25 protein-coding genes and 1 pseudogene are annotated in these 21,142 nt (G+C 72.3%); 14 read left to right on the forward strand and 12 right to left on the reverse strand.

Translation table 11 applies throughout. The annotated features are described in order from the left end of the window. Window positions 1–155: 155 nt before the first annotated feature. Window positions 156–809, reverse strand: coding sequence for a maleylpyruvate isomerase family mycothiol-dependent enzyme (locus ACIP89_RS28475; RefSeq protein ID WP_402117445.1), 654 nt, complete (start codon window positions 807–809; stop codon window positions 156–158). Window positions 810–925: 116 nt separating this feature from the next. Here ACIP89_RS28475 and ACIP89_RS28480 point away from each other — a divergent pair, with 116 nt between their 5' ends. After that, window positions 926–1,600 carry a hypothetical protein gene (locus tag ACIP89_RS28480; RefSeq protein WP_401932332.1) on the forward strand — a complete coding sequence of 225 codons (675 nt, stop codon included), beginning with the start codon at window positions 926–928 and terminating at the stop codon, window positions 1,598–1,600. Between the two features lie 120 nt (window positions 1,601–1,720). After that, window positions 1,721–2,962 carry a Cmx/CmrA family chloramphenicol efflux MFS transporter gene (locus ACIP89_RS28485; RefSeq protein WP_401922844.1) on the forward strand — a complete coding sequence of 414 codons (1,242 nt, stop codon included), beginning with the start codon at window positions 1,721–1,723 and terminating at the stop codon, window positions 2,960–2,962. Window positions 2,963–3,149: 187 nt separating this feature from the next. Here the strand turns inward: ACIP89_RS28485 and ACIP89_RS28490 are convergent, their stop codons facing one another. After that, a complete protein-coding gene (locus ACIP89_RS28490) occupies window positions 3,150–3,425 on the reverse strand; it encodes a DUF4031 domain-containing protein (RefSeq protein ID WP_401922842.1) in 276 nt (91 codons plus the stop codon). Next, complete coding sequence (locus ACIP89_RS28495; RefSeq protein ID WP_401922839.1) at window positions 3,422–3,790, reverse strand: hypothetical protein; 369 nt, start codon at window positions 3,788–3,790, stop codon at window positions 3,422–3,424. Before ACIP89_RS28495 ends, ACIP89_RS28490 begins: the two co-directional genes overlap by 4 nt. A 102-nt stretch (window positions 3,791–3,892) precedes the next feature. Between ACIP89_RS28495 and ACIP89_RS28500 the strand changes: the two genes are divergently transcribed. The 3 genes from ACIP89_RS28500 to ACIP89_RS28510 all read left to right on the forward strand — a co-directional run bounded on the left by ACIP89_RS28500 (window position 3,893) and on the right by ACIP89_RS28510 (window position 7,445). Beyond that, window positions 3,893–4,810 (forward strand): MurR/RpiR family transcriptional regulator, encoded by a 918-nt coding sequence (locus ACIP89_RS28500; RefSeq protein WP_401922837.1) that lies wholly within the window; start codon window positions 3,893–3,895, stop codon window positions 4,808–4,810. A 68-nt stretch (window positions 4,811–4,878) separates the two neighbouring features. Next, a complete protein-coding gene (murQ, locus tag ACIP89_RS28505; protein ID WP_402117447.1) occupies window positions 4,879–5,844 on the forward strand; it encodes an N-acetylmuramic acid 6-phosphate etherase in 966 nt (321 codons plus the stop codon). A gap of 41 nt (window positions 5,845–5,885) precedes the next feature. After that, window positions 5,886–7,445, forward strand: a complete 1,560-nt coding sequence (locus ACIP89_RS28510; protein WP_402117449.1) for a PTS transporter subunit EIIC — start codon at window positions 5,886–5,888, stop codon at window positions 7,443–7,445. Window positions 7,446–7,626: 181 nt separating this feature from the next. On the opposite strand, the gene ACIP89_RS28515 is transcribed toward ACIP89_RS28510, so the two are convergent. Together ACIP89_RS28515 and ACIP89_RS28520 are read right to left on the reverse strand one after the other, a co-directional pair. Beyond that, window positions 7,627–8,508 carry an EamA family transporter gene (locus tag ACIP89_RS28515; RefSeq protein WP_402117450.1) on the reverse strand — a complete coding sequence of 294 codons (882 nt, stop codon included), beginning with the start codon at window positions 8,506–8,508 and terminating at the stop codon, window positions 7,627–7,629. A 297-nt stretch (window positions 8,509–8,805) separates the two neighbouring features. Then, a complete protein-coding gene (locus ACIP89_RS28520; protein WP_402117452.1) occupies window positions 8,806–10,380 on the reverse strand; it encodes an MFS transporter in 1,575 nt (524 codons plus the stop codon). A 177-nt stretch (window positions 10,381–10,557) separates the two neighbouring features. Here ACIP89_RS28520 and ACIP89_RS28525 point away from each other — a divergent pair, with 177 nt between their 5' ends. Further along, window positions 10,558–11,349 (forward strand): AraC family transcriptional regulator, encoded by a 792-nt coding sequence (locus ACIP89_RS28525; RefSeq protein ID WP_401922825.1) that lies wholly within the window; start codon window positions 10,558–10,560, stop codon window positions 11,347–11,349. Here ACIP89_RS28525 and ACIP89_RS28530 read toward each other — a convergent pair. Genes ACIP89_RS28530 through ACIP89_RS28540 form a run of 3 tightly spaced genes read right to left on the reverse strand, consistent with a single transcriptional unit; the run spans window position 11,301 to window position 12,675 of the window. Next, window positions 11,301–12,146 carry an inositol monophosphatase family protein gene (locus ACIP89_RS28530; protein WP_402117453.1) on the reverse strand — a complete coding sequence of 282 codons (846 nt, stop codon included), beginning with the start codon at window positions 12,144–12,146 and terminating at the stop codon, window positions 11,301–11,303. The two genes, ACIP89_RS28525 and ACIP89_RS28530, sit on opposite strands and share 49 nt — an antisense overlap. A gap of 54 nt (window positions 12,147–12,200) precedes the next feature. Beyond that, window positions 12,201–12,443 (reverse strand): hypothetical protein, encoded by a 243-nt coding sequence (locus ACIP89_RS28535; RefSeq protein WP_371776897.1) that lies wholly within the window; start codon window positions 12,441–12,443, stop codon window positions 12,201–12,203. Beyond that, a complete protein-coding gene (locus ACIP89_RS28540; RefSeq protein ID WP_401922819.1) occupies window positions 12,433–12,675 on the reverse strand; it encodes a hypothetical protein in 243 nt (80 codons plus the stop codon). Before ACIP89_RS28540 ends, ACIP89_RS28535 begins: the two co-directional genes overlap by 11 nt. A 113-nt stretch (window positions 12,676–12,788) precedes the next feature. Between ACIP89_RS28540 and ACIP89_RS28545 the strand changes: the two are divergent. Continuing rightward, window positions 12,789–12,923: pseudogene (locus tag ACIP89_RS28545) on the forward strand (transcriptional regulator); the annotation flags it as partial. A 19-nt stretch (window positions 12,924–12,942) separates the two neighbouring features. Further along, on the forward strand, window positions 12,943–13,152 hold the full coding sequence (locus tag ACIP89_RS28550; protein WP_402117593.1) for a DUF397 domain-containing protein: 210 nt from the start codon (window positions 12,943–12,945) through the stop codon (window positions 13,150–13,152). Window positions 13,153–13,179: 27 nt separating this feature from the next. Here ACIP89_RS28550 and ACIP89_RS28555 read toward each other — a convergent pair whose 3' ends face one another. Then, window positions 13,180–14,040, reverse strand: coding sequence for a helix-turn-helix transcriptional regulator (locus ACIP89_RS28555; RefSeq protein ID WP_401922817.1), 861 nt, complete (start codon window positions 14,038–14,040; stop codon window positions 13,180–13,182). 140 nt (window positions 14,041–14,180) lie between these two features. On the opposite strand from ACIP89_RS28555, the gene ACIP89_RS28560 reads away from it, so the two are divergent. After that, window positions 14,181–14,960 carry an NAD(P)H-dependent oxidoreductase gene (locus ACIP89_RS28560; RefSeq protein WP_401922815.1) on the forward strand — a complete coding sequence of 260 codons (780 nt, stop codon included), beginning with the start codon at window positions 14,181–14,183 and terminating at the stop codon, window positions 14,958–14,960. On the opposite strand, the gene ACIP89_RS28565 is transcribed toward ACIP89_RS28560, so the two are convergent. After that, window positions 14,957–15,346, reverse strand: coding sequence for a VOC family protein (locus ACIP89_RS28565; protein WP_401922813.1), 390 nt, complete (start codon window positions 15,344–15,346; stop codon window positions 14,957–14,959). The genes ACIP89_RS28560 and ACIP89_RS28565 overlap by 4 nt on opposite strands. Window positions 15,347–15,424: 78 nt before the next feature. After that, window positions 15,425–15,691 carry a hypothetical protein gene (locus ACIP89_RS28570; protein WP_402117455.1) on the reverse strand — a complete coding sequence of 89 codons (267 nt, stop codon included), beginning with the start codon at window positions 15,689–15,691 and terminating at the stop codon, window positions 15,425–15,427. Window positions 15,692–16,453: 762 nt separating this feature from the next. Here ACIP89_RS28570 and ACIP89_RS28575 point away from each other — a divergent pair. Beyond that, window positions 16,454–17,440, forward strand: coding sequence for a helix-turn-helix domain-containing protein (locus tag ACIP89_RS28575; RefSeq protein WP_402117457.1), 987 nt, complete (start codon window positions 16,454–16,456; stop codon window positions 17,438–17,440). An 18-nt stretch (window positions 17,441–17,458) separates the two neighbouring features. On the opposite strand, the gene ACIP89_RS28580 is transcribed toward ACIP89_RS28575, so the two are convergent. Next, on the reverse strand, window positions 17,459–17,833 hold the full coding sequence (locus tag ACIP89_RS28580; RefSeq protein ID WP_402117458.1) for a hypothetical protein: 375 nt from the start codon (window positions 17,831–17,833) through the stop codon (window positions 17,459–17,461). A 286-nt stretch (window positions 17,834–18,119) separates the two neighbouring features. Here ACIP89_RS28580 and ACIP89_RS28585 point away from each other — a divergent pair, with 286 nt between their 5' ends. From ACIP89_RS28585 to ACIP89_RS28600, 4 genes are all read left to right on the forward strand, one after another. Continuing rightward, a complete protein-coding gene (locus ACIP89_RS28585; protein ID WP_402117460.1) occupies window positions 18,120–18,356 on the forward strand; it encodes an MbtH family protein in 237 nt (78 codons plus the stop codon). Window positions 18,357–18,480: 124 nt separating this feature from the next. After that, window positions 18,481–19,194, forward strand: a complete 714-nt coding sequence (locus ACIP89_RS28590; protein WP_402117461.1) for a TetR/AcrR family transcriptional regulator — start codon at window positions 18,481–18,483, stop codon at window positions 19,192–19,194. Between the two features lie 32 nt (window positions 19,195–19,226). After that, window positions 19,227–19,958, forward strand: a complete 732-nt coding sequence (locus tag ACIP89_RS28595; protein ID WP_402117463.1) for a phosphotransferase — start codon at window positions 19,227–19,229, stop codon at window positions 19,956–19,958. Window positions 19,959–20,186: 228 nt separating this feature from the next. Next, window positions 20,187–20,909 carry an alpha/beta hydrolase gene (locus ACIP89_RS28600; protein WP_402117464.1) on the forward strand — a complete coding sequence of 241 codons (723 nt, stop codon included), beginning with the start codon at window positions 20,187–20,189 and terminating at the stop codon, window positions 20,907–20,909. Window positions 20,910–21,142: the final 233 nt, after the last annotated feature.

Here is a 21,142-nt window from a genome sequence, read left to right on the forward strand (position 1 = left end):
GCCGGTGCGGCCGAGGCGTCCCCCCGGTCCGCCGGATTCATCAGATTCGTCACGAAGCGCACGTTAGCGTCTGCGAGCCCCCGGAACACGGGCTCAGAACACGAAGGGTTCAGAACACCAGGAGTTCAGAACACGAGGGGTCAGAACACGAGGAGTCAGAACACGAAGAGCTCGTCCTCCTTCACGCCCTCCAGCTCGTACCGCGTCCCCACCAGCGGCCGGTTCGCGAACAGCCGGATCAGCGTCGCCCCGTCCCCCCGGTAACGGCCGGGTGCCCGGCCCTCGTGCTCGGTGCCGATGGCCAGCTCCTCGCCGCCGTCCTCCAGCCGGGCGACCAGCAGCGGCGTCTTCCGGTGCCGGGCGAAGGGGGCCAGCAGCGCGAGCGCGTGCGGCAGCCCCGGCCCCCGGTAGGCCCCGTCGAGCCCCCAGGCCTCGCGCACGTCCCCGGCGTGGATCCACTCCCCCAGCGCCACCCCGTCCAGTACCCCGCCCGCCTTGGCGATCGCGGCACCGGCCTCGGCCATCCCGCGCTCCAGCTCGTCCACCACCTCCGCGTCCGTCCAGCCGGCCCGCTCCGCGATGTCGCGGTCGTTGCACTCGGGGCTGAACACATCCGGTTCGAAGCGGCTCTCCACCACCCGGTTCAGCACGGAACCGCAGTGCGCGAGGACATGCCGCACCGTCCAGCCCGGACACGCCGTGCGCAGCGCGAAAGCGTCCGCTCCGGCGGACCGCAGCAGCGGGATGAAGGCGTCTCGCTCGGTGCGCAGGAGGAGACCGGGCAGTTCGGGATCACGTTCGTCAGCCATGGCCCAAGCCAACCATCCCGCTCCCCCGCGGACTTCGGTATTTCATGAACGCGCGGCCCGGCACCCGGTGTGTGCCCGGCGGTCGGTCGTGCGCGGGAGGTCGTAACCTCGGTGGCATGGACGACGAGACCGGCAGGGCGTACGAAGGCGGCACCGACGGCGCGCTCCGCGGCCGGTGGCAGGAAGCCCTCTTCGCCGCGCGGCGCGGCGCGGCGGGTCCGGACCCGCTGCCGTACGCGGACAACCTCCTGGCGCGCTGGGCCGAACCCCAGCGCAAATACCACACCACCGCCCACCTGGCGACGGTCCTGGACCATGTGGACACGCTCGCCGCTCACGCCTCGGACGTGGACGCCGTACGGCTCGCCGTCTGGTTCCACGACGCGGTCTACCGCCCCGACCGGACCGAGAACGAGGAGCGCAGCGCCGTCCTCGCGGAGCGCGCGCTGCCGGAGGCCGGGGTGCCCGCCGCGACCACCGCGGAGGTCGCCCGGCTGGTCCGGCTCACGGTCACGCACGACCCGGCCGCCGGGGACGGCAACGGCGAGGTGCTGTGCGACGCGGACCTGGCGATCCTGGCGTCGCCGCCGAAGGAGTACGCCCGGTACGCGGCCCAGGTGCGCGAGGAGTACGGCTTCGTGCCGGAGGACGCGTTCCGGGAGGGGCGGGCGGCCGTGCTGCGGCAGCTGCTGGAGCTGCCGAGGCTGTTCCGTACGCCGCACGGGGCGGCCGAGTGGGAGCCGAGGGCCCGGCACAACCTGCGCACGGAGCTGGAGCTGCTCGCGCACTGAACGGACGCGGGGCCGGTGCGACGGCAGGCCGCCGGGCCACCGCACCACCGGCCGGGAATGCGACAGGTAAGCGTGCTGTTAGGACGTGTCATGCCCGACTCTGCCGCTAGCCGCTCGCGTATGCCCCTGGCCGTATACATACTCGGCCTCTCCGTCTTCGCACTCGGCACCAGCGAGTTCATGCTCTCCGGACTGCTGCCGCCCATCGCGGACGACATGAACGTGTCGATCCCACGCGCCGGACTCCTCATATCCGCGTTCGCGATCGGCATGGTGGTGGGCGCCCCGCTGCTCGCCGTCGCCACGCTGCGGCTGCCGCGCCGCACCACGCTCATCGCACTGATCTCGGTCTTCGGGCTCGGCCAGGTCGCGGGCGCGCTCGCGCCGACGTACGAGATCCTCTTCGCTTCCCGGGTGCTCAGCGCCTTCGCGTGCGCCGGGTTCTGGGCCGTGGGCGCCGCCGTCGCCATCGCGATGGTCCGGGTGAACCAGCGGGCGCGCGCCATGGCCGTGATGATCGGCGGGCTGTCCATCGCCAACGTGCTCGGGGTGCCGCTGGGCGCCTTCCTCGGGGAGAACCTCGGCTGGCGTTCCGCGTTCTGGGCGGTGGGGGTGGCCTCCGCGATCGCCCTCGTCGGGGTGGCGACGCTGATTCCCCGTATCCCCGTGCCGGACGAGAAGCCGCAGCTGAAGCGGGAGGTGGGCATCTACCGCGACCGGCAGGTGTGGCTGTCCATCACGATCACCGCGCTGGCGGCGGGCGGGGTGTTCTGCGCGTTCAGCTATCTCGCGCCGGTCCTCACGGACGTCGCCGGCCTCGACTCCGGCTGGGTCCCGGCCGTCCTCGCGCTCTTCGGCGTCGGTGCGCTGATCGGTACGACGATCGGCGGCCGGGTCGCGGACGCGCACCTCTTCGGGGTGCTGCTGAGCGGTATCACGGCCTCCACGGTCTTCCTGGCCGCGCTGGCGCTGTTCGCCTCCAACCAGGTCGCCGTGATCGTGCTCTCGTTCCTGCTGGGCCTGTCGGCGTTCTACACGGCCCCGGCGCTGAACGCCCGGATGTTCAACGTCGCGGGCGCCGCCCCCACGCTGGCCGGTGCGACGACCACCGCCGCGTTCAACAGCGGCAACACCGGGGGCCCCTGGCTGGGCGGCGCGGTGATCGACGCGGACTTCGGGTTCGCGGCGACCGCGTGGGCCGGTGCCGCGATGACCGTACTGGCACTGGTGGCGGTCGTGGTCTCGCTGCGGCTCCAGCGCGGCCGGGGCTCGGCGTCCCGGCTGGTGGCGAGCGCCCCTGCCGCCGTGCCGAAGCAGTCGCGGGACGCGGTGGAGGTATGCGCCCCCTCGACGAACGGCTGAGCGCCGCCGCCGGCGGCCGAGCGCTCTCGCGGCCGACGGCTGAGTGCCGTCACGACGAACCGCTGAGCGCTGTTCGCCACGAACCGCTGAGCGCCGTCACGACGAACGGCTGAGCGGCGTCGCGGCCGGCGGCCGAGCGCTCTCGCAGCCGACGGCTGAGTGCCGTCACGACGAACGGCGCCGAGGGTTACCGGCCCGGCAGCTCGCGCCCCTTCGGGCGGCGCAGGCCCGCCTCCGTGATCCGGCGGACCAGCTCCTTGGAGCCGATCTGCCGGGCGCCGGCCCGTACGGCGTCCTCGTACCGGGCATCCGGTACGTCGTAGTGGTCCCGCTCGAAGGCCCGCGCCGGGCAGCCGATGGACGCCGCGAACGCGTGCAGCTCCTCGAACGAGTCATCGCTGACCAGGTGCGACCAGAACCGCCCGTGGCCCGGCCAGTCCGGCGGATCGATGTAGACGGTCACGGGCGCGGTATCCCGCCGAGCGCGCCGACCGGGGCGACCGCGACGGTGGCCTTCGTGCAGACCCAGTGCGGGTCCGGGCCCAGCTCCGGTTCGACGTCGAGCGCGTGCGGGTCGCCCGAGTCGCAGACCGGGCACAGCGGCCAGCGGCCGTACTGCTCCAGGAGCGCGTCCTGGACGTCCTGGGCGACGAGGCCGACCACGAATTCCGCGCCCTGCGGCCACTGCTCGACCCACCAGCGGCGGTGCGTCACCGCGTCCTCGACCATCGAGACGATCTGCGCCTCCGCGACGTCTCCGGCGGCGAGGTCGGCCATGACGAGTGCGCGGGCGGTGTGCAGCGCCTGCTCCAGGGGGTTCGGCTCCATGCCTCCATTGTCCACCCGCGCACCGGGGCGCCCGCCGCTGCCGTCAGAGGTCGGGACCAAAGGGGGGTTGACGGGCACAAGTCTTGAAAATATCTTTCAAAGGTGACCAATGACCTGAAGGAAAGTTTCAACGCTGATTCGCCGCCCGCCCCGGCAGCCCTCGCCGCCAAGGTGCGCACGCTCGCGCCGTCCATGACCCGTTCCATGCAGCGGGTCGCGGAGGCGGTCGCGGGCGATCCGGCGGGCTGCGCCGCCCTGACGGTCACCGGTCTCGCCGAGCTCACCGGCACCAGCGAGGCCACGGTGGTCCGCACCGCCCGCCTCCTGGGCTACCCCGGCTACCGCGATCTGCGCCTCGCGCTCGCCGGTCTCGCCGCCCACCAGCAGTCCGGCCGGGCGCCCGCCGTCACCGCGGACATAGCGGTGGACGACCCGATCGCGGACGTGGTCGCCAAGCTGGCCTACGACGAGCAGCAGACCCTCGCGGACACGGCCGCCGGGCTCGACACCGTGCAGCTCGGCGCGGCCGTGGCCGCCGCCGCGACCGCCCGCCGGATCGACATCTACGGGGTCGGCGCCTCCTCGCTGGTCGGCCAGGACCTGGCCCAGAAGCTGGCCAGGATCGGCCTGATCGCGCACGCCAACATGGACCCGCACCTCGCGGTCACCAACGCCGTGCAGCTGCGCTCCGGTGACGTGGCCATCGCGATCACCCACTCCGGTTCGACCGGCGACGTCATCGAGCCGCTGCGGGTCGCCTTCGACCGGGGCGCGACCACGATCGCGATCACCGGCCGCCCCGACGGACCCGTCACGCAGTACGCCGACCACGTGCTGACCACGTCCACCGCCCGCGAGAGCGAGCTGCGCCCGGCCGCCATGTCGAGCCGTACGAGCCAGCTCCTCGTCGTGGACTGCCTGTTCATCGGAGTCGCGCAGCGCACGTACGAGACGGCGGCCCCGGCCCTCGCCGCCTCCTACGAGGCGCTGGCCCACCGCCACAACCCCCGCACCCGCTGACGCCACAGAAGAACCCCGCACCCGCACCCGCAGAACCGTACGAGTTCAAGAAAGCAGAGCCGCTCTCCATGACCTCCATCACCGACGCCGGCGCCACCGCTTCCGACGGATACGGCGAGCTGCGCGCCCAGCTCGAAACCCTCACCACCGAGGCGTTCCGTCCCGAGCTCGCCGAGATCGACCAGCTGGCCACCGAGGAAATCGCCCGGATCATGAACGGCGAGGACCAGACCGTCCCCGCCGCCGTCGCCGCCCGGCTCCCCGAGATTTCCGCCGCGATCGACGCCACCGCGGCACGCATGGCGCGCGGCGGCCGGCTGATCTACGCGGGCGCCGGCACCGCGGGCCGCCTCGGTGTGCTGGACGCCAGCGAGTGCCCGCCCACCTTCAACACCGACCCGGCGCACGTCGTGGGCCTCATCGCGGGCGGCCCGTCCGCGATGGTCACCGCCGTCGAGGGCGCGGAGGACAGCAAGGAGCTGGCCGCCGCCGACCTGGACGCGCTGGGGCTCACCACCGATGACACCGTCGTCGGCATCTCCGCCTCCGGCCGCACGCCGTACGCGATCGGTGCCGTCGAGCACGCCCGTGCCGAGGGCGCGCTGACCATCGGCCTGTCCTGCAACGCGGACTCCGCGCTGGGCGCCGCCGCCGAGCACCCCGTCGAGGTCGTCGTCGGCCCGGAGCTGCTCACCGGCTCGACCCGGCTCAAGGCGGGCACGGCCCAGAAGCTCGTCCTCAACATGCTCTCGACGATCACGATGATCCGGCTCGGCAAGACGTACGGAAACCTCATGGTCGACGTCCGCGCCTCCAACGAGAAGCTGCGCGCCCGCTCGCGCCGGATCGTCTCGCTGGCCACCGGAGCGTCGGACGCCGAGATCGAGGCGGCGCTCGCCGCCACCGACGGCGAGGTGAAGAACGCCATCCTCACCATCCTCGGCCAGGTCGACGGCCCCACCGCCGCCACGCTCCTGTCCGCCTCGGACGGCCACCTCCGCGCCGCGCTCGCCGCCGCCCCCCGCACCACCTGACTCTCAGGCCCCACCCCCCGCACAGCAAGGCACCACGCACCATGGCTACAGAAGACAAGAACCGCGCCACTGCCGCCGCGATCCTTCCGCTCGTCGGTGGCGCCGCGAACGTCAGCTCCATCGCCCACTGCATGACCCGGCTCCGGCTCGGTCTGCACGACCGTTCGCTCGTCCAGGACGAGGCTCTGAAGGCCGTCCCGGCCGTCATGGGCGTGGTCGACGACGACACGTACCAGATCGTCCTCGGTCCCGGTACGGTCGCCCGCGTCACGCCGGAGTTCGAGAAGCTCGTCGAGGAGGGCCGGGCGGCCGCGCCGGAGCCCGCCCCGGCCCCCTCCCCGGCCGACCCCGCCGCCCCGCTCACCGCGGAGGAACTGGCCGCGCAGGGCGCCGAGATGAAGGCGGCCAGGAAGGCGAAGAACGCCACCCCGTTCAAGCTCTTCCTGCGCAAGATCGCCAACATCTTCGTGCCGCTGATCCCGGCCCTGATCGGCTGCGGCATCATCGCGGGCCTGAACGGCCTGCTGGTCAACCTGGAGTGGCTGCCCTCGGTCACCCCGGCCCTGGCGGCGATGGCGTCCGGCTTCATGGCGCTGATCGCGGTCTTCGTCGGCTACAACACGGCGAAGGAGTTCGGCGGTACGCCGATCCTCGGCGGTGCGGTCGCGGCCATCATCGTCTTCCCGGGCGTCGCCAACATCGAGGCGTTCGGCCAGAAGCTCTCCCCCGGCCAGGGCGGCGTCCTCGGCGCCCTGGGCGCGGCGGTGCTCGCGGTGTACGTGGAGAAGTGGTGCCGCCGCTGGGTCCCGGAGGCGCTGGACGTCCTGGTCACCCCGACCCTGACGGTGCTGATCTCCGGACTGGTGACGATCTTCGGCCTGATGTACGTGGCCGGTGAGGTGTCCACCGCGATCGGCACGTTCGCCAACTGGCTGCTGTCCAACGGCGGTGCGGGCGCGGGCCTGGTCCTCGGCGGGTTCTTCCTCCCGCTGGTCATGCTGGGCCTGCACCAGGCGCTGATCCCGATCCACACCACGCTGATCGAGCAGCAGGGCTACACCGTCCTGCTCCCGATCCTCGCCATGGCCGGTGCGGGCCAGGTCGGTGCGGCCATCGCGGTCTACTTCCGCCTCCCGCGCAACGAGTCGATCCGCAAGACCATCAAGTCCGCCCTGCCCGCGGGGTTCCTGGGCGTCGGAGAGCCGCTGATCTACGGTGTCTCGCTGCCGCTGGGCCGCCCGTTCATCACGGCGTGCGTGGGCGGTGCGTTCGGCGGCGCGTTCGTCGGCTTCTTCAACCAGCTCGGTGACGCGGTCGGCTCCACCGCGATCGGGCCGTCCGGCTGGGCCCTGTTCCCGCTTCTGGACGGCAACCACGGCCTGGGCGCGACGGTCGCGATCTACGCGGGCGGCCTGGTCGTGGGCTACCTGGCCGGTTTCGTCGCCACGTACTTCTTCGGCTTCGGCAAGGACCTGCTGGCGGAGTTCAACGTGTCCCAGGAACCGTCCGCCACCACCCCGGCGGCCGAGCCCGCCCCGGCCACGGCGACCACCGCCGCCTCCGGCCCGGACGCCCTGGCGAAGGAACCCGCCGCGCTCTGACGGCCACCCACCCCCGGAACACCCGAAAGCGGCGGCACCCACAAGGTGGCGCCGCTTTCGTGCGCGCCTCAGACCGGGCAGGCGCCCGTGGCCAGCGTGACGTCGAAGGGCGCGGGCAGCCCGAGCGGCTTGCCGAACGGCACCGCCTCGTCTGCCGGACGCACCGAGGAACCCGCTCCGATCAGCGTTCGGAGGCGACCGGTTCGGGCGGCCGGACCGGCTGGACGGTGACGAGGGCGATCCCCGCACAGCACGCCGCCAGAAGCAGCACCTCGGGGAGTGACGGGGCGGGGGCGGTGTCCAGGGCCCAGTCGCCGAGCCGGACGGTGAAGGGGACGGCCAGTTGGACGGCGGCCGTGAAGACCGGGCCGCGGAGCAGGATGAGGCGGTGCTGTACGAGGTAGGCGGGGGCGTAGACGACCGCGCCGAGCACCACGATCCCGCCCGTCGCGGCGAGCGTCGGGGGGTGGGCGATCAGCGCGGGCAGGGCCATCGGAAGCAGCAGGCAGCTGGCCGCCGCCAGCAGCACGGGCAGGACGGCCAGCGGCGGCAGCCCGGAGAGCCGGTCCCGGTACAGGAACCCGTACACCGCGAACGCCACCGTCGCGGCGGCCACCAGCAGCAGCCCGAACGCGTCCAGGTCCCCGGCGTCCGCGCCCAGCGCCGCGTATCCGGCGGCCGCCGCGCAGGCGATGACCGCGCCCAGCGCCTTGCGGGGCCCGGACCGTTCACCGAAGAACAGCGCGCCGACGGCGACGGAGGCGCACGGCATCAGCGCGACGACCAGGTTCGTCAGGGAGGTGCCGATGCGCGGGATGGCGAGCAGGGTCCCGGCCGCGTACCCGGCGAAGCCGAGCAGCCCCAGCAGCCAGACGGTCCCGGGCCGGGCGGCGGCCCGTCGCAGGTCCGCCCGGCCGCTCGCGCTCGACGCGGCGACAGCGGTGAGCACCAGACAGCACACGGCGGTACGGCCCACCGCGACGATCAGCGGATCGGTGCCGGTGACCAGCGCGCCGGACAGCAGCCAGGTACCGGAGAGCAGCAGGACGAGAACAGCGGGCATCACGCGTCCTTTCCACGGGCGGAGGAGAGCGGGCGGCCCCTCCACCGGCCGAAGCCGGAGCCGCAGCCGAAGCCAGAGCCCGAAGCCGACCCCGAGTCCGAAGCCGCAGCCGATCCCGAGTCCAAGTCCGAGTCCAAGTCCAAGTCCGCAGCAAGGACCCAGGGGCCAGGGGCCAGGGGCCAGGACCCAGGGGCCAGGGACCAGGCCGAAGCCCGGACCACGACCGAGGGGCCGCCCGAACGGTACGGCAGCCGCTCGGCATCGGTTCGGGCGGCCCACATGACGGCACCACGCACGTCAGGCCGGACCGTCCGCCTTCCCTCGCGGGACCGGACCGTCCGCCCTCCCCGGCGGCACCGGGCCGTCCGCCCTCCCCGGCGGGACCGGACCGTCCGCCTTCCCTCGCGGCACCGGGCCGACCGCCCTCCCCGGCGGGACCGGGCGGTTCCCCTTCCCCGGCAACGCGGCGACAAGGACCGCGCCGAGCACCAGCAGGCCCGCGGTGACGGTGAGCGCGAGCGAGTAGCCCTCGGTCGCGGCGGGCAGCGGGCCCTCCCGCGCGTCCAGGGCGTCCGCGCGGCGGGCGGCCACCGCGACGAGCACCGCCACCCCCAGCGCGCCGCCGACCTGTTGGACGGAGCTGAGTACGGCAGAGCCGAGCCCGGCGTTCTCCTCCGTGGCCCCCGTGAGCGCGGCGACGGTCAACGCGGGCAGGGTCAGCCCGCAGCCGAGGCTCGTGAGGAGCATGCCGGGCAGCACCCCGGAGGCGTAGCCGGCGTCCGGTGTCACGCCGGACAGCAGCAGGATTCCGGCCGCGCTGATCAGGAACGAGAGGACGAGCGCCGGGCGCGTCCCGAGCCCGGCCACGGCCCGGGAGGACAGCCACATGCCCGCCAGGATGCCCGCGCAGTACGGCAGGTAGGCGACACCGGCCGTGAGGGGGCGGTAGCCGAGCACGGTCTGCAGGTGAACCATCAGCAGGAAGGCCATCGCGTACATCGCGGCGGAGAACAGCAGCGTCGCCCCGTTCGCCACCGCACGGAACCGGTCGGCCAGGAACGCCAACGGCACCAGCGGCTCCGCGGTCCGGGCCTCCACTGCGACGAACGCGGCGGCGAGGACCACGGCCAGCACCAGCGGCCCCACCCCGCCGACGTCCCGCCAGCCCGACTCCCCCGTCCTGAGCAGCCCGTAGACCAGGGACACCAGGGCGCCGGTACCGAGGACCGCGCCCGGTACGTCGAGGCGTCCCGCCCGACCGGCCCGGCTCTCGGGGACCAGTCGCGGGAGCAGCGCCAGGGTCACCAGGGCCACCGGCAGGTTGATCAGGAAGATCCAGCGCCAGGAGGCGAGACCGGTCAGCGCACCGGAGACCACCAGGCCCGCCGTCCCGCCGAGGCCGGCGATACCGCCCCAGACGCCGAACGCCCTGGCCCGCTCCCCGGGGCCGGGGAACAGCAGGGTGATCATCGCCAGCGCAGCCGGTGCGCACATGGCCGCCCCCGCACCCTGGACGAACCGCCCGGTGACGAGCTGCCACGGCTCCTGCGCGAGCCCGCAGAGGAGGCTCGCCGCACCGAACAGCGCCACCCCGGCCAGGAACACGCGTCTGCGGCCCAGCAGGTCCGCCATGCGGCCGAACAGCAGCAACAGGCCGCCGAACGCCAGGAAGTAGGCGTTGACGACCCAGGACAGGCCCGCGGCGCCGAAGCCGAGCCCGTCGCGGATGCTCGGCAGCGCGACGCTCACCACGTTGTCGTCCAGGACGAGCATGAACTGAACGAAGCACAGCACCACCAGGGCCGGTCCCCGGCGTGCGGCGTCGGCCGCTGAGGTGGTCGTGGTCGTGGTCGTGGTCGGTACGGATGTCATGCCGGGCGTCCCGTCGTCGTGAGCGGCCGGCGGCTGTGCCGGGGCCGGCGGCACCGGGCGAGGGGGTGGACGGACCCACTCGCCCAGCGGCACAGAACGACGCTATGCACGGGCCGTTCTGGCCGCTACGGGCTACGAGGCCAGCCCATAGCGCGTTGGGGACATAGGCTCGGGAGCATGACCAATGACGTCTTCGGTGACGTCCCGGCCGGGGTCGGTGCCATCGTCGTCGGGAACTTCCCGCTGGCGGCCGGGCAGTGGTTCGTCCCGCACCACCACCCGCAGCACCAGCTGGCCTGGGCGCGGCGCGGGGTGCTCGGCGTCGCGGTCGGGGACGCCCACTGGGTCCTGCCGCGCACCACGGCGTTGTGGATACCCGCGGGCGTCGTGCACCGGACCGGCGCGACCCGCGACGCGGTTCTGTGCAGCCTCTACTTCCACCCGGACCGGTGCGACAAGGGCTGGACGGAACCCACCCCCGTCGCCGTGGACGGGCTGCTGGCCCACCTGATCGCCCACCTCGGCCGCGACAGCCTCCCCGACGGCGAGCGGCTCCGGGCGGAGGCGGTCGTGCTGGACCTGCTGCACCCCTTGCCGGCCACGCCCATCGACGTGCCGGAGCCCACCGACGCACGCGTTCGCGCCGTGGCCGACGCGCTGCTCGCCCGTCCCGACGACCCACGGAGCCTGGAGGCGCACGCGCGGGCGGCCGGGGTCAGCCGACGCACCCTCACCCGGCTCTTCGTCCAGGACACCGGCATGAACTTCGACCGCTGGCGCACCCACGCACGGCTGCGCGCCGCGCTCCCCCTCCTCGCCGAGGGCCTGCCCGTCTCCCGGGTCGCGCGCACCGTCGGGTACGCGACACCGAGCGCCTTCCTCGCGGCGTTCCGCCGGACCGTGGGCACCTCGCCGGGCCGCTACCTCAACGGCGACGCGTCGTCCGGTCCATCGGAGCCCCGCTCCTGACTCCTGATCATCTCCAGCAGCAGGCCGTGCGTCTCCCGGTCGGCCGCCACCACCAGGCCCTCCGCGCCGGTGTGCGGCGGCTGCCCGTGGATGCCCGTCACCACACAGCCCGCGGCCTCGCACAGGGCGATGCCCGCCGCGAAGTGCACGCTGTCGCGCAGCCCGCGCCCGTCCGTGACGTACGCGGCCCGCCGCCCGGCCGCGACCCAGGCCACGGCAAGGGTGCTGGAGACCACGCGCGGCCGGAAGTGCTCCGCGAACTCCGGTGCGGCCAGCAGTCCGACCGCCCGGAAGCCGGGCGCGTTGGGGAACGGCGGGTCGAGGTTGACGTCGACCAGCCGCGACCCGGACGAGGGCGCCAACTCCTCGTCCGTACCACCCTTGCGGAGACGGGCGCGCTCGCCGTCCGTCCAGAAGACCTCGCCGCCGAACGGGTCGGCCGAAGCCGCCGCCGTGACGGATCTCCCGTCGCGCAGGGCGACGTTCACCGCGACCACCATCGTGTTCACGGCGTAGTTCAGCGTTCCGCACAACGGGTCGACCAGCCACCTGCGTTCGGCGCCGTCCACTCCGGTGCGGCCGCTCTCCTCACCCGTCACCGCGTCATCGGGACGGGCGGTACGCAGGACGTCCAGGATGGCCTTCTCCGCGGCGAGGTCGGCGGCCGTCGCGAAGTCACCGCCGTCCTTCTCGAACCGCTGCGGCGATGTCCCGTACATGTCCCGGACCACCGCCGCGCCCGCCCGTACCGCTCTGACGGCCAGTTGTGCGTCACTTTCCGTGTCCATGCTCCCCATGAACGCAGGCTATCCGTGCCCGTTCCCGGCCCGGCAGGAATCCCCTTCGCATCCTCACCTGGGCAGCTGCCCCTCCCGGTTGACCTCCGTCACCCGCGCCCGCAGCACGAGCCCCGGCGACGCCGGCCGTACGGACTCGGGCGGGCAGTCCCACTCCGGGCCACCGCCGGGCGGCCGCAGCCGGACATACGGCCCGACGCGCCCCGTCACCCGGCCCACCCGCCCGTCCCGCACATCCACGGCGAACGATCCGGGCTCCGGCGTACACTCCTCCGGTTCACTGCCCTCACCCACCATGGCCTGCCGCCTTTCCGTCCAGCACTCCGGTCAGCCGCCGCACCGTGTCGAGGTTGCAGCGCCCCAGCTCGATGAGCACGCCCGGTCCGCTCCCCGCACTGGAGACCGGGTCCACCCGCAGCGAAGGCAGGGTGACCCCGACCCCCGCGAGCCCTTTCCGCAGACTCTCGACCGCCTCTTCCGCCTCCCGCACTCTGCCTGCCGTAACCCTGCGCCGATCCGTTGTCGTCATGATCCATTCCTTCCACGCTGAGTAATGACAATGCATACCCAGCGTGGCCAATCTCTCGTTAGCCTGGAAGAGGTGCAGTTCCAACAACCGCTGGTGCGTCACAGGGAGTTGTCATGCCGGGTCCCAGAAAGCTCGGTCCCTCCTCCTCTCCCCGCGCCCTCCTGGGTGCCGGACTGCGCCATCGGAGAGAGGCCGCGAACCTCTCCCAGTCGGAGCCGGGCGCTCCGCTCTTCCTCAGCGGCTCGTTTCAGCGGTTCTGACGACGACCTGTCCACGGCGACTTGGCGCAAGTCCACCTACAGCGACGCCAACGGCGGCAACTGCGTGGAGGTCGGCACCGACTGGCGGAAGTCCACGCACAGCCGCGGCGACGGCGGGGGCTGCCTCGAAGTGCCCGACGGGGTCCCCGAGGTCGTCCCCGTCCGCGACTCCAAGGTGAGAGCCGGCCCCGTGCGGATGTTCCGCGTGGCGGCCTAGCAGCCTTCGTGGACGACCCCAGGTGAGCTACTCCCGAGCCTGAGCGCCCTCAACCGCGTCCGCCGCGTCCACCGCGTCGTCGCTGCCCGGGTCCAGGCTCGCCAGCAGGCGCAGCCCGTCCTCCGCGGGGCTGCCCGGGGGCGCGGAGAGCACCACGAGCTCCATGCCCGACTCGTCCGGCAGCGCGAAGTTCTCCTGGTGCAGCTCCAGCAGACCGACCAGCGGGTGCCGGAACGCCTTGCGGCCGTGCGTGCGGGCGCGCACGTCCGCACGGGCCCAGAGGCGGCGGAAGCGCTCGCTGCCCATCGCCAGCTCCCCGATGAGCGAGGCCAGGCGGGGGTCCTCCGGGTAGGTGCCTGCGGCCAGGCGCAGGTGCCCGACCGCGTCCAGGGTGCAGGTCTCCCAGTCCGCGTAGAGGCCGCGCTCGGTCTCCTCCAGGAAGATGTGCCGGGCGGTGTTCAGGCCGGGCACCGGGTGGCCGTAGAGGAGCCGGGCGAGGCGGTTCGCGGCGAGCACGTCCGTCCGGTGGTTCATGATCATCGCGGGGGCGCCGGCGGTCAGGTCGAGGATCTGGAGCAGCTCGGGCCGGACCCGGCCGTTCGGGGCGGACATCCGGCGGCGGCGCTGGCAGGCGAGCCGGCCGAGGTGACCGCGTTCCGTCTCGTCGAGGCAGAGGACGCGGGCAAGGGCGTCCTGGACCTGTTCGGAGGGCTGGGTCGCGCGGCCCTGCTCCAGGCGTACGTAGTAGTCGACGCTGACCCCGGACAGGTGCGCGACCTCTTCGCGGCGCAGTCCTTCGACCCGGCGGCGGCTGTCGACGGTGATGCCGACGGACGCCGGGTCGACGCGGGAGCGACGGGTCCGGAGGAAGCCTGCGAGATCGTCCATGCTCTCCAGTATGGACACGCGGGCGCACCGGGAGGGTGGCCCTGCCGTTACCAGGAAGTCCGGTCCGACGGAAGAAGCGCCCCTGAACGCCGGTCGCTGCGGCGCCCAGAATCGGGGGCAACCGATCCGGAGGAATTGCCATGAAGACGCTGATCGTCCACGCCCACCCGGAGCCGCAGTCGCTCAACAGCTCGCTGAAGGACCTCGCGGTGTCCACCCTGGAGGCGGCGGGGCACGAGGTGCGGGTGAGTGATCTGTACGCGATGAACTGGAAGGCGGTCGCGGACGCCTCGGACTACGGCCCGGCCGCGTCGAGCCCGCTGAAGGTCGCCCGGGACTCGGGCCGGGCCTTCGACACCGGGACGCTCACCCCGGACGTGCGGGCCGAGCAGGAGAAGCTGCTGTGGGCCGACACGGTCATCTTCCAGTTCCCGCTGTGGTGGTACTCGATGCCCGCGATCCTGAAGGGGTGGGTGGACCGGGTGTTCACGTACCACTTCGCGTACGGCGTCGGTGAGCACAGCGCGACCAAGTACGGCGAGCGCTACGGCGAGGGCACCCTCGCGGGCAGGCGGGCGATGCTCTCGGTGACCGTCGGCGGCCCGGAGGCGCACTACGCCGCTCGCGGGATCAACGGCCCGATCGACGACCTGCTGTTCCCGATCCACCACGGCGTCCTGTTCTACCCGGGCATCGAGGTGCTCCCGCCGTTCGTGCTGCACGGCACGGACCGGATGAACGCCGAGGAGTACGCGGACGCCGCCAAGGCGTGGGAACAGCGCCTGCTCACCCTGGAGTCGACCGAGCCGATCCCGTTCCGGCGGCAGAACTTCGGTGACTACGAGATCCCTTCGCTGCACCTGAAGGAGGGCCTGGAACCCGCGAACCGCACGGGGTTCGCCCTACACGTAGACGGCTAGGACCCGGTGTGCATGATCTGGATCAGATTGCCGCAGGTGTCATCCAGGACGGCGGTGGTGACCGGGCCCGTCTCCGCCGGTTCCTGGGTGAAGCGCACGCCGAGTCCACGCAGCCGGGCGGACTCCGCGTACACGTCGTCCACGGCGAAGGAGGTGGCCGGGATGCCGTCCTTGAACAGTGCCGTCGTGTACGGCTTCACCGCCGGATGGCCGTTGGGCTCCAGCAGCAGTTCGGTCCCGTCGGGGGCGTCCGGTGAGACCACGGTGATCCAGCGGTCGGCGCCGACCGGTACGTCGTGCTTCTTCACGAAGCCCAGCACGTCCGTGTAGAAGCGCAGGGCCTTCTCCTGATCGTCGACGAAGACGCTGGTCAGGTGAATCCTCATGGGTGCTCCCGGTGGATGTGGGTGGTCGGATCGCGGCGCGCCCCTGAATCCTGGCACCCGCCTCCGACAGGCCCCCGCTCAGCGCTGGTCGGCGCGGAAGATCTCACTCTCACGCACCACGGCCAGGGCGAACGCGAGACGCTTGTCGAGCGGGCCGCCGTGCTTGATGAAGTACCAGCGCTCGCCGTGGGTACCGCGCGGGAAGGTCAGCACCTCCTGCCCGTGCTCCCCGTCCGCCGCGCCGAGCACCCAGACCAGCGGCGTCAGGCCCCCCTCGGAGCCCGCCGTCTCGTCCGATCCGAAGGACAGCACGGAGTCCACGACGCCCTCGACGACATGACCCACCCCCCGCCTTCGCGCCGCCCTTCGCCCAGTTGCGGGGAGCCACTACGGCCGGGTGGCCGGGCTGTTCCAGCCACAGGCCGTGCTGGCTGAACCGCTTGGTGACCGGGGTGCGGCGGACCGAGCCGAGATCCTGCCCCGCCGCGTCCGTCACCCGGTAGCGGTCCGAGCCGTCCGGGAGCACCGTGCACAGCAGTTGCCGGGCGGCCTCGTCCTCGAAGAGCCGGAACCCGCCCTTGGCGAGCGCAACGGCCGGGTCCACGGGGACGATGTAGACGCCGGGGACCATGTACACGTCGCCCCCGCGCATCCTCTTGAACCGGACCGCGTGCGCACCCTCGCCCCGCGTCGACTTCCGCACGGTGCGCCGCATCATCCGGCCGACGGTGAACTGGGTGATCGCGTCCCAGTGCTCCGGCTCGAACGGCTCGACCTGCCGATTCCTCCCGAACGCCATGCGCTTTCCCTCCCGTGTCACCGGATTCCTCTCCGGGGACACGACGATACGAGAGGGGCCGGACGGCGAGGGCGGCCGGCACCCGCGCGTGACGGGCCCCGGCTCCGGTGCGGTGCGCCCGCGCGAGATCCGTCGGCCGCGTGTGCGCTTTCGCTCTCTTGTGTTCACGCCTTCCCGAGGGTTCGCTTGCTTTTGCCCGACAGTGTTGTCCGACAGTGCTGCCCAGCCATGGTGTCCAGCCGTGCTGTCCGGCCGTGGTGTCCAGCCGTGCTGTCCGGCGCTGACGACGTGGCACCGAAGGGGGAGGCGTGGACGAGACGGTGTTCCGCTGGCAGGAGCTGCCGCAGGCGGACCGGTTCGCGTGCTGGCGGGACATGGCGTGCGACAGCCACGCGCCCAACGTGGTGGATACCGAGCAGTCCGACGACTTCCGGGCGACGCTACGGGTGCTGGGCCTGGGGCCGGTGAGTGTGTTCGCCCTCACCTACCCGGCTCTTCGCTCGGACCGCACCCCGAGGCTGATCCGGCGGTCCGATCCGGAGCTGTACAACCTCACCTTCCACCAGCGCGGCAGGGCCGGTGGCGTCCACGCCGGCCGGGAGATCCAGTTGGGCGCGGGCGACCTGATGCTGTCCAGTACCTCGCTGCCTCTGCGCACCAGGATGGGTACCGAGCACGAGCCGGTCACCATGATGGAAGTGCTCTTCCCCCAGGCGATGCTGCCCCTGCCCAGGGGGGCCGCGGACCGATTACTCACGCTGCCGTTCTCCGGGCGAGCCGGTCTCGGCGCTCTCTTCGCCCAGTTCCTCACCCGGCTGACCACCGAATCCGCCGCCTGCGGGCCCGCCGACGCCGAGCGGCTCGGGGTGGTGACCCTCGATCTGGCGGCGGCGCTGCTCGCCCACCACCTCGACGGGACGACCCCGCCGGAGGCCCATCCCGAGGCGCTCGCCGCCCGCATCCACAGCTACGTCCGGCAGCACCTGGGCGATCCCGGGCTGACGCCGCGCCGGATCGCCGCCGCCCACCACATCTCCCTGCGCACCCTGCACCGCGTCTTCGAGCGCCAGGGCGCCACGGTCACCGCCTGGATCCGTCAGCAGCGGCTCGACGGTGCCCGGCGCGACCTGACCAACCCCGCGCTGGCCGCCCGCCCCATCCACGCGGTCGCCGCCGCGTGGGGCTTCCCCCGCGCGGCGGACTTCACCCACGTCTTCCGCGCCACGTACGGCATGCCGCCCAGCGAATACCGTCACCTGGGCACGGGGCCCGGCGGGCGCGGGCCCCGCCCGTAGGCACGGTGCGCGGACCGGTCAGTCCGCGATCAGGCCGGTGCTGGCGTTCACGCCTTTGAACTGCAAGTAGTACTCGGCGTTCTTGGTCGAGTTGGCGAAGATGACCGTCCACTTCCCCTTCGGGGCGGTGACCCATCCGTAGCACTTGCTGTGGGTGCAGACGCGCACGGAACGCTTGTAGTTGGTCTTGATGTTGATGTCGCCGCAGTTGCCCCTGACCTTGGTCCACTGGCCGCGCTTGGGCCAGTGCGCGTTGTCATTGGCGCCGGTGCCCGCCTCGCCCGTGTAGGCGCGGGCGCTGCCGTAGCAGGAGAGCACCTGTGCACCGCCACTGGGCGTACCGGCGTGGGCAGGGGCGGTGAGGACCGTGAGGGCGGCGGCCGCGCTGATCAAAGCTGCCGCGACGCGCCTGTTCGTGGTGATGATGACTTCCTCCTGTTGACCGTGCGTATCCCGTCTACCGGTCGGCAGACGGGGGGCACCGGCCGATGTGCCGTCGGCCGGTACCGCTCACATACGGACGATGACAGGGGCCGCACCGCGAAGCGTTGGTTCTCCGTGCCAGGCACTTGGGGCCGAGTGCCTTGGTTCCGAAGGTGCTCATGCGGTCCGTGACGGAACACCCCGCCACGTCGTTCAACGGGTCGGCGAACCGGCCGGCGATCGATGAGGAGACGGCGTGAGCAGCGACGAGAGCTGGAACGACCAGGAGGACGACCGCGCCTACCTGGTGGTGGTCAACGACGAGGAGCAGTACAGCCTCTGGCCCGAGGGCCGGGAGACCCCGGCCGGCTGGCGTCAGGAAGGCACGTCCGGTACCAAGGCCGAGTGCCTGGAGCACATCAAGGCCGTGTGGACGGACATGCGCCCGCTGAGCCTGCGCCGACGGATGGAAGAGGCCGCCTCCGGGGAGTGAACCCGTCGTGCCCGTCGGGCTTCGGGGGCTGACGGGCACGCCGGAGTCCGGGCTCCGCACGGCCACTACGAACGCGTTCGTTTCGAACTTGTTCGCCCCATACCCGTTGGTTACGGTGTGCCGTATGGGAGCCGACACCGACCAGCCACGACGCAGCCGCCGGGAACGGCCGGCCAAGCCCGCGCTGTCGCGGGACGGGATCGTGGCCACGGCGGTCGGGATCATGCGGTCCGAGGGCCTGGCCAAGGTGACCATGCGCCGCCTGGCGCAGGAGCTGGACACGGGTCCGGCCTCGCTCTACGTGTACGTCGCCAACACGGCCGAGCTGCACGCGGCGATCCTCGACGAGCTGCTGGAGCCGGTGCGGGCCGAGGACGGCGGCGACTGGCGCGAGCGGCTGGAGGGCCTGCTCACCTCGTACACGACCACCCTCTTCGCGCACCCCGGTCTGGCCCGCGCCGCACTGGTGATCCAGCCCAGCGGGCCGCACTACCTCCGGCTGATCGAGTCGCTTCTCGCCCTCCTCGACGAAGGCGGCGTCGCACCCGCCCAGGCGGCCTGGGGCGTGGACCTGCTGCTCCAGTACACGACCGCGACGGCGGCGGAGCAGGCGACGCGGGACCAGTCCGCCGACACCCGGGCCGTGCGGGACTCCCTCACGGACACCCTGCACGGAACCTCGGACGGCACCCACCCGCACATCGCGGCCCGCGCCACGCAGCTGGTCTCCGGCACGGCAGAGCAGCGCATGTCGTGGGGCATCGCGACCCTGATCAACGGCATCCGCGACACCCCCGTCCCCACGGAGGACGCCCCGGACCGTCGTGACAGGGCATGAGCGTCGAAGGCAGCGATCAGGCAGCGGGACGGGTGCCTGAGCCGTCCCTGCCCGGGGGGTTCGTCAACGCGGTCGTCCGTGTCGGGGACACCGTGCGCCGTCCGGCCTCGGCACCGTTCGTGGGCGATCTGCTGAAGATGCTCGAAGCCGGCGGCTGGAGTGGCGCTCCGCGATATCTCGGTGTGGACGAAGAAGGCCGTGAAGTCCTCGGTTACCTCGATGGCCATGTGGCATGGGAGCCGAACCAGCCCAGCGCTGTGTCCTCGGACGAGAGCCTGGTGAAGGTCGCCCGGCTCGTGCGTGAGTTCCACGACCTGACGGCGGGCACCCCGCTGGCCGGGGACCACGAGGTCGTGTGCCACAACGACCTGTCGCCCAGGAACACGGTCTATCGGCTGTACCGTGGCCGGCTCCGGCCGACGGCCTTCATCGACTGGGACCTGGCGGCACCAGGTGCACGCATCCACGACATCGCCCATGTCTGCTGGCAGTACCTCGACCTGGGCCCTTCGGTCACCGACGTCGAGCAGGTGGCACGACGCATGAGGCTGATCGCCGACAGCTACGAGCTGGCGGACCGGCAACGACTCGTGTCCACGATTCTGTGGTGGCAGGACCGGTGCTGGCGGGGCATCGAGGCCCAGGCCGACGCGGGTGACGCCGCCATGGCCCGGCTCCGTGAGTCGGGTGCGGTACGCCAGGTCCGGGCGGCCTTCCAGTGGGTTTCCGATCACCGGGGTGCGCTGGAGCGCTCGCTGCGGTGAGCGCGTGGGGCGGCCGGAAGCGGTGCGGGCGGGCGGCGATGCGCTCTGCGGGAGAAACCTGTTTGCCGAGCCGCAGCGGCCACGGCTAATCTCGCGGAGGCCGTGCGAGAGAACGAGGAGGTGGTACCCGTGAACACAGAACTGACATGGGTGCTCTCCTCCGGGGTCACGGTCGGGCGATAGGTCGTCCGGGAGCGCCGTTCAGCAGCACTCCCGAAAGGCACGACCGTGCGATTCACTTCTGAGCAGCGCCTCGACGACGGCGTCCTCGAACGCGAATTCACCCTTGGCGAGATTCCCGGCCTCCTGTGGACCTCCGGGTCCGCACCGGCCCCGTTGATCCTGATCGGTCACCCCGGCAGCCTGCACAAGCGGCTTCCCCGGCTGGTGGCGCGGGCGCGTTACTACGCGGCGGAGCACGGCTTCGCGGTGGCGGCCATCGACGCGCCGGGCCACGGTGACCGGCCCCGTTCCGCCGACGACGAGCAGGCCCGCGCCGACCTGCGCCGGGCGTTGCAGGCCGGCGAGCCGGTCGACGAGATCGTCGACCGGCTCCTCCTCCCCCTGGTCGAAGGGGCGGTCCCGGAGTGGCGGACCACCCTCGACGCCCTCCTCTCGCTGCCCGGGATCGGCGGGCCTGTCGGGTACGAGGGGCTGACCGCCATCGGCATCCGGCTGGCGTCGGTCGAGCCGCGCATCGCGGCCGCCGTCTTCTTCGGCATGGGCTTCGTCCCCGGGGTCGTACGCGAGGAGGCCCGGCAGCTCACCCTCCCGCTTCAGTTCCTGCTCCAGTGGGACGACGCGGGGATGGAACGGCAGCCGGTCCTGGACCTGTTCGACGCCTTCGGCAGCGAGGAGAAGACGCTGCACGCCAACATGGGCGGGCACACCGGCACCCCGTGGTTCGAGACGGAGGACGCCGCCCGGTTCTTCGGCCGACACCTGAAGTGACCGACGTAGGGCGGTAGGGCGGTAGGCCACCGGCTCCGCCCGGCCGGCAGGGTGCCGCTCCTGGAGAAATCCCCCGGGGCTCAAGCGTCGAGCTCCGAACGCTCTTTCAGCGGAATGGTGGGTGGGTCTGAATACCCACCCACCCACCCTGACCGGCCAGTTGACCATTTGTGACCGACTTGCGACCGACCGTAGCGACGCTCTAGCGTCAGCAGAACCAAGACGGCCCCCGT

Origin of the sequence: Streptomyces sp. NPDC088730, assembly GCF_044751215.1 — a bacterium.
In the GTDB taxonomy this organism is placed as follows: domain Bacteria; phylum Actinomycetota; class Actinomycetes; order Streptomycetales; family Streptomycetaceae; genus Streptomyces.

What these genes read in the sequence shown, in the direction of transcription:
- ACIP89_RS28555 (WP_401922817.1), bottom strand. Translation starts at nt 14,040, where the DNA reads ATGGACGATCTCGCAGGCTTCCTCCGGACCCGTCGCTCCCGCGTCGAC.
- ACIP89_RS28535 (WP_371776897.1), bottom strand. Translation starts at nt 12,443, where the DNA reads ATGGTGGGTGAGGGCAGTGAACCGGAGGAGTGTACGCCGGAGCCCGGA.
- murQ (WP_402117447.1), top strand. Translation starts at nt 4,879, where the DNA reads ATGACCTCCATCACCGACGCCGGCGCCACCGCTTCCGACGGATACGGC.
- ACIP89_RS28540 (WP_401922819.1), bottom strand. Translation starts at nt 12,675, where the DNA reads ATGACGACAACGGATCGGCGCAGGGTTACGGCAGGCAGAGTGCGGGAG.
- ACIP89_RS28590 (WP_402117461.1), top strand. Translation starts at nt 18,481, where the DNA reads ATGGGAGCCGACACCGACCAGCCACGACGCAGCCGCCGGGAACGGCCG.
- ACIP89_RS28510 (WP_402117449.1), top strand. Translation starts at nt 5,886, where the DNA reads ATGGCTACAGAAGACAAGAACCGCGCCACTGCCGCCGCGATCCTTCCG.
- ACIP89_RS28565 (WP_401922813.1), bottom strand. Translation starts at nt 15,346, where the DNA reads ATGAGGATTCACCTGACCAGCGTCTTCGTCGACGATCAGGAGAAGGCC.
- ACIP89_RS28485 (WP_401922844.1), top strand. Translation starts at nt 1,721, where the DNA reads ATGCCCCTGGCCGTATACATACTCGGCCTCTCCGTCTTCGCACTCGGC.
- ACIP89_RS28560 (WP_401922815.1), top strand. Translation starts at nt 14,181, where the DNA reads ATGAAGACGCTGATCGTCCACGCCCACCCGGAGCCGCAGTCGCTCAAC.
- ACIP89_RS28480 (WP_401932332.1), top strand. Translation starts at nt 926, where the DNA reads ATGGACGACGAGACCGGCAGGGCGTACGAAGGCGGCACCGACGGCGCG.
- ACIP89_RS28530 (WP_402117453.1), bottom strand. Translation starts at nt 12,146, where the DNA reads ATGGGGAGCATGGACACGGAAAGTGACGCACAACTGGCCGTCAGAGCG.
- ACIP89_RS28495 (WP_401922839.1), bottom strand. Translation starts at nt 3,790, where the DNA reads ATGGAGCCGAACCCCCTGGAGCAGGCGCTGCACACCGCCCGCGCACTC.
- ACIP89_RS28520 (WP_402117452.1), bottom strand. Translation starts at nt 10,380, where the DNA reads ATGACATCCGTACCGACCACGACCACGACCACGACCACCTCAGCGGCC.
- ACIP89_RS28525 (WP_401922825.1), top strand. Translation starts at nt 10,558, where the DNA reads ATGACCAATGACGTCTTCGGTGACGTCCCGGCCGGGGTCGGTGCCATC.
- ACIP89_RS28475 (WP_402117445.1), bottom strand. Translation starts at nt 809, where the DNA reads ATGGCTGACGAACGTGATCCCGAACTGCCCGGTCTCCTCCTGCGCACC.
- ACIP89_RS28515 (WP_402117450.1), bottom strand. Translation starts at nt 8,508, where the DNA reads ATGCCCGCTGTTCTCGTCCTGCTGCTCTCCGGTACCTGGCTGCTGTCC.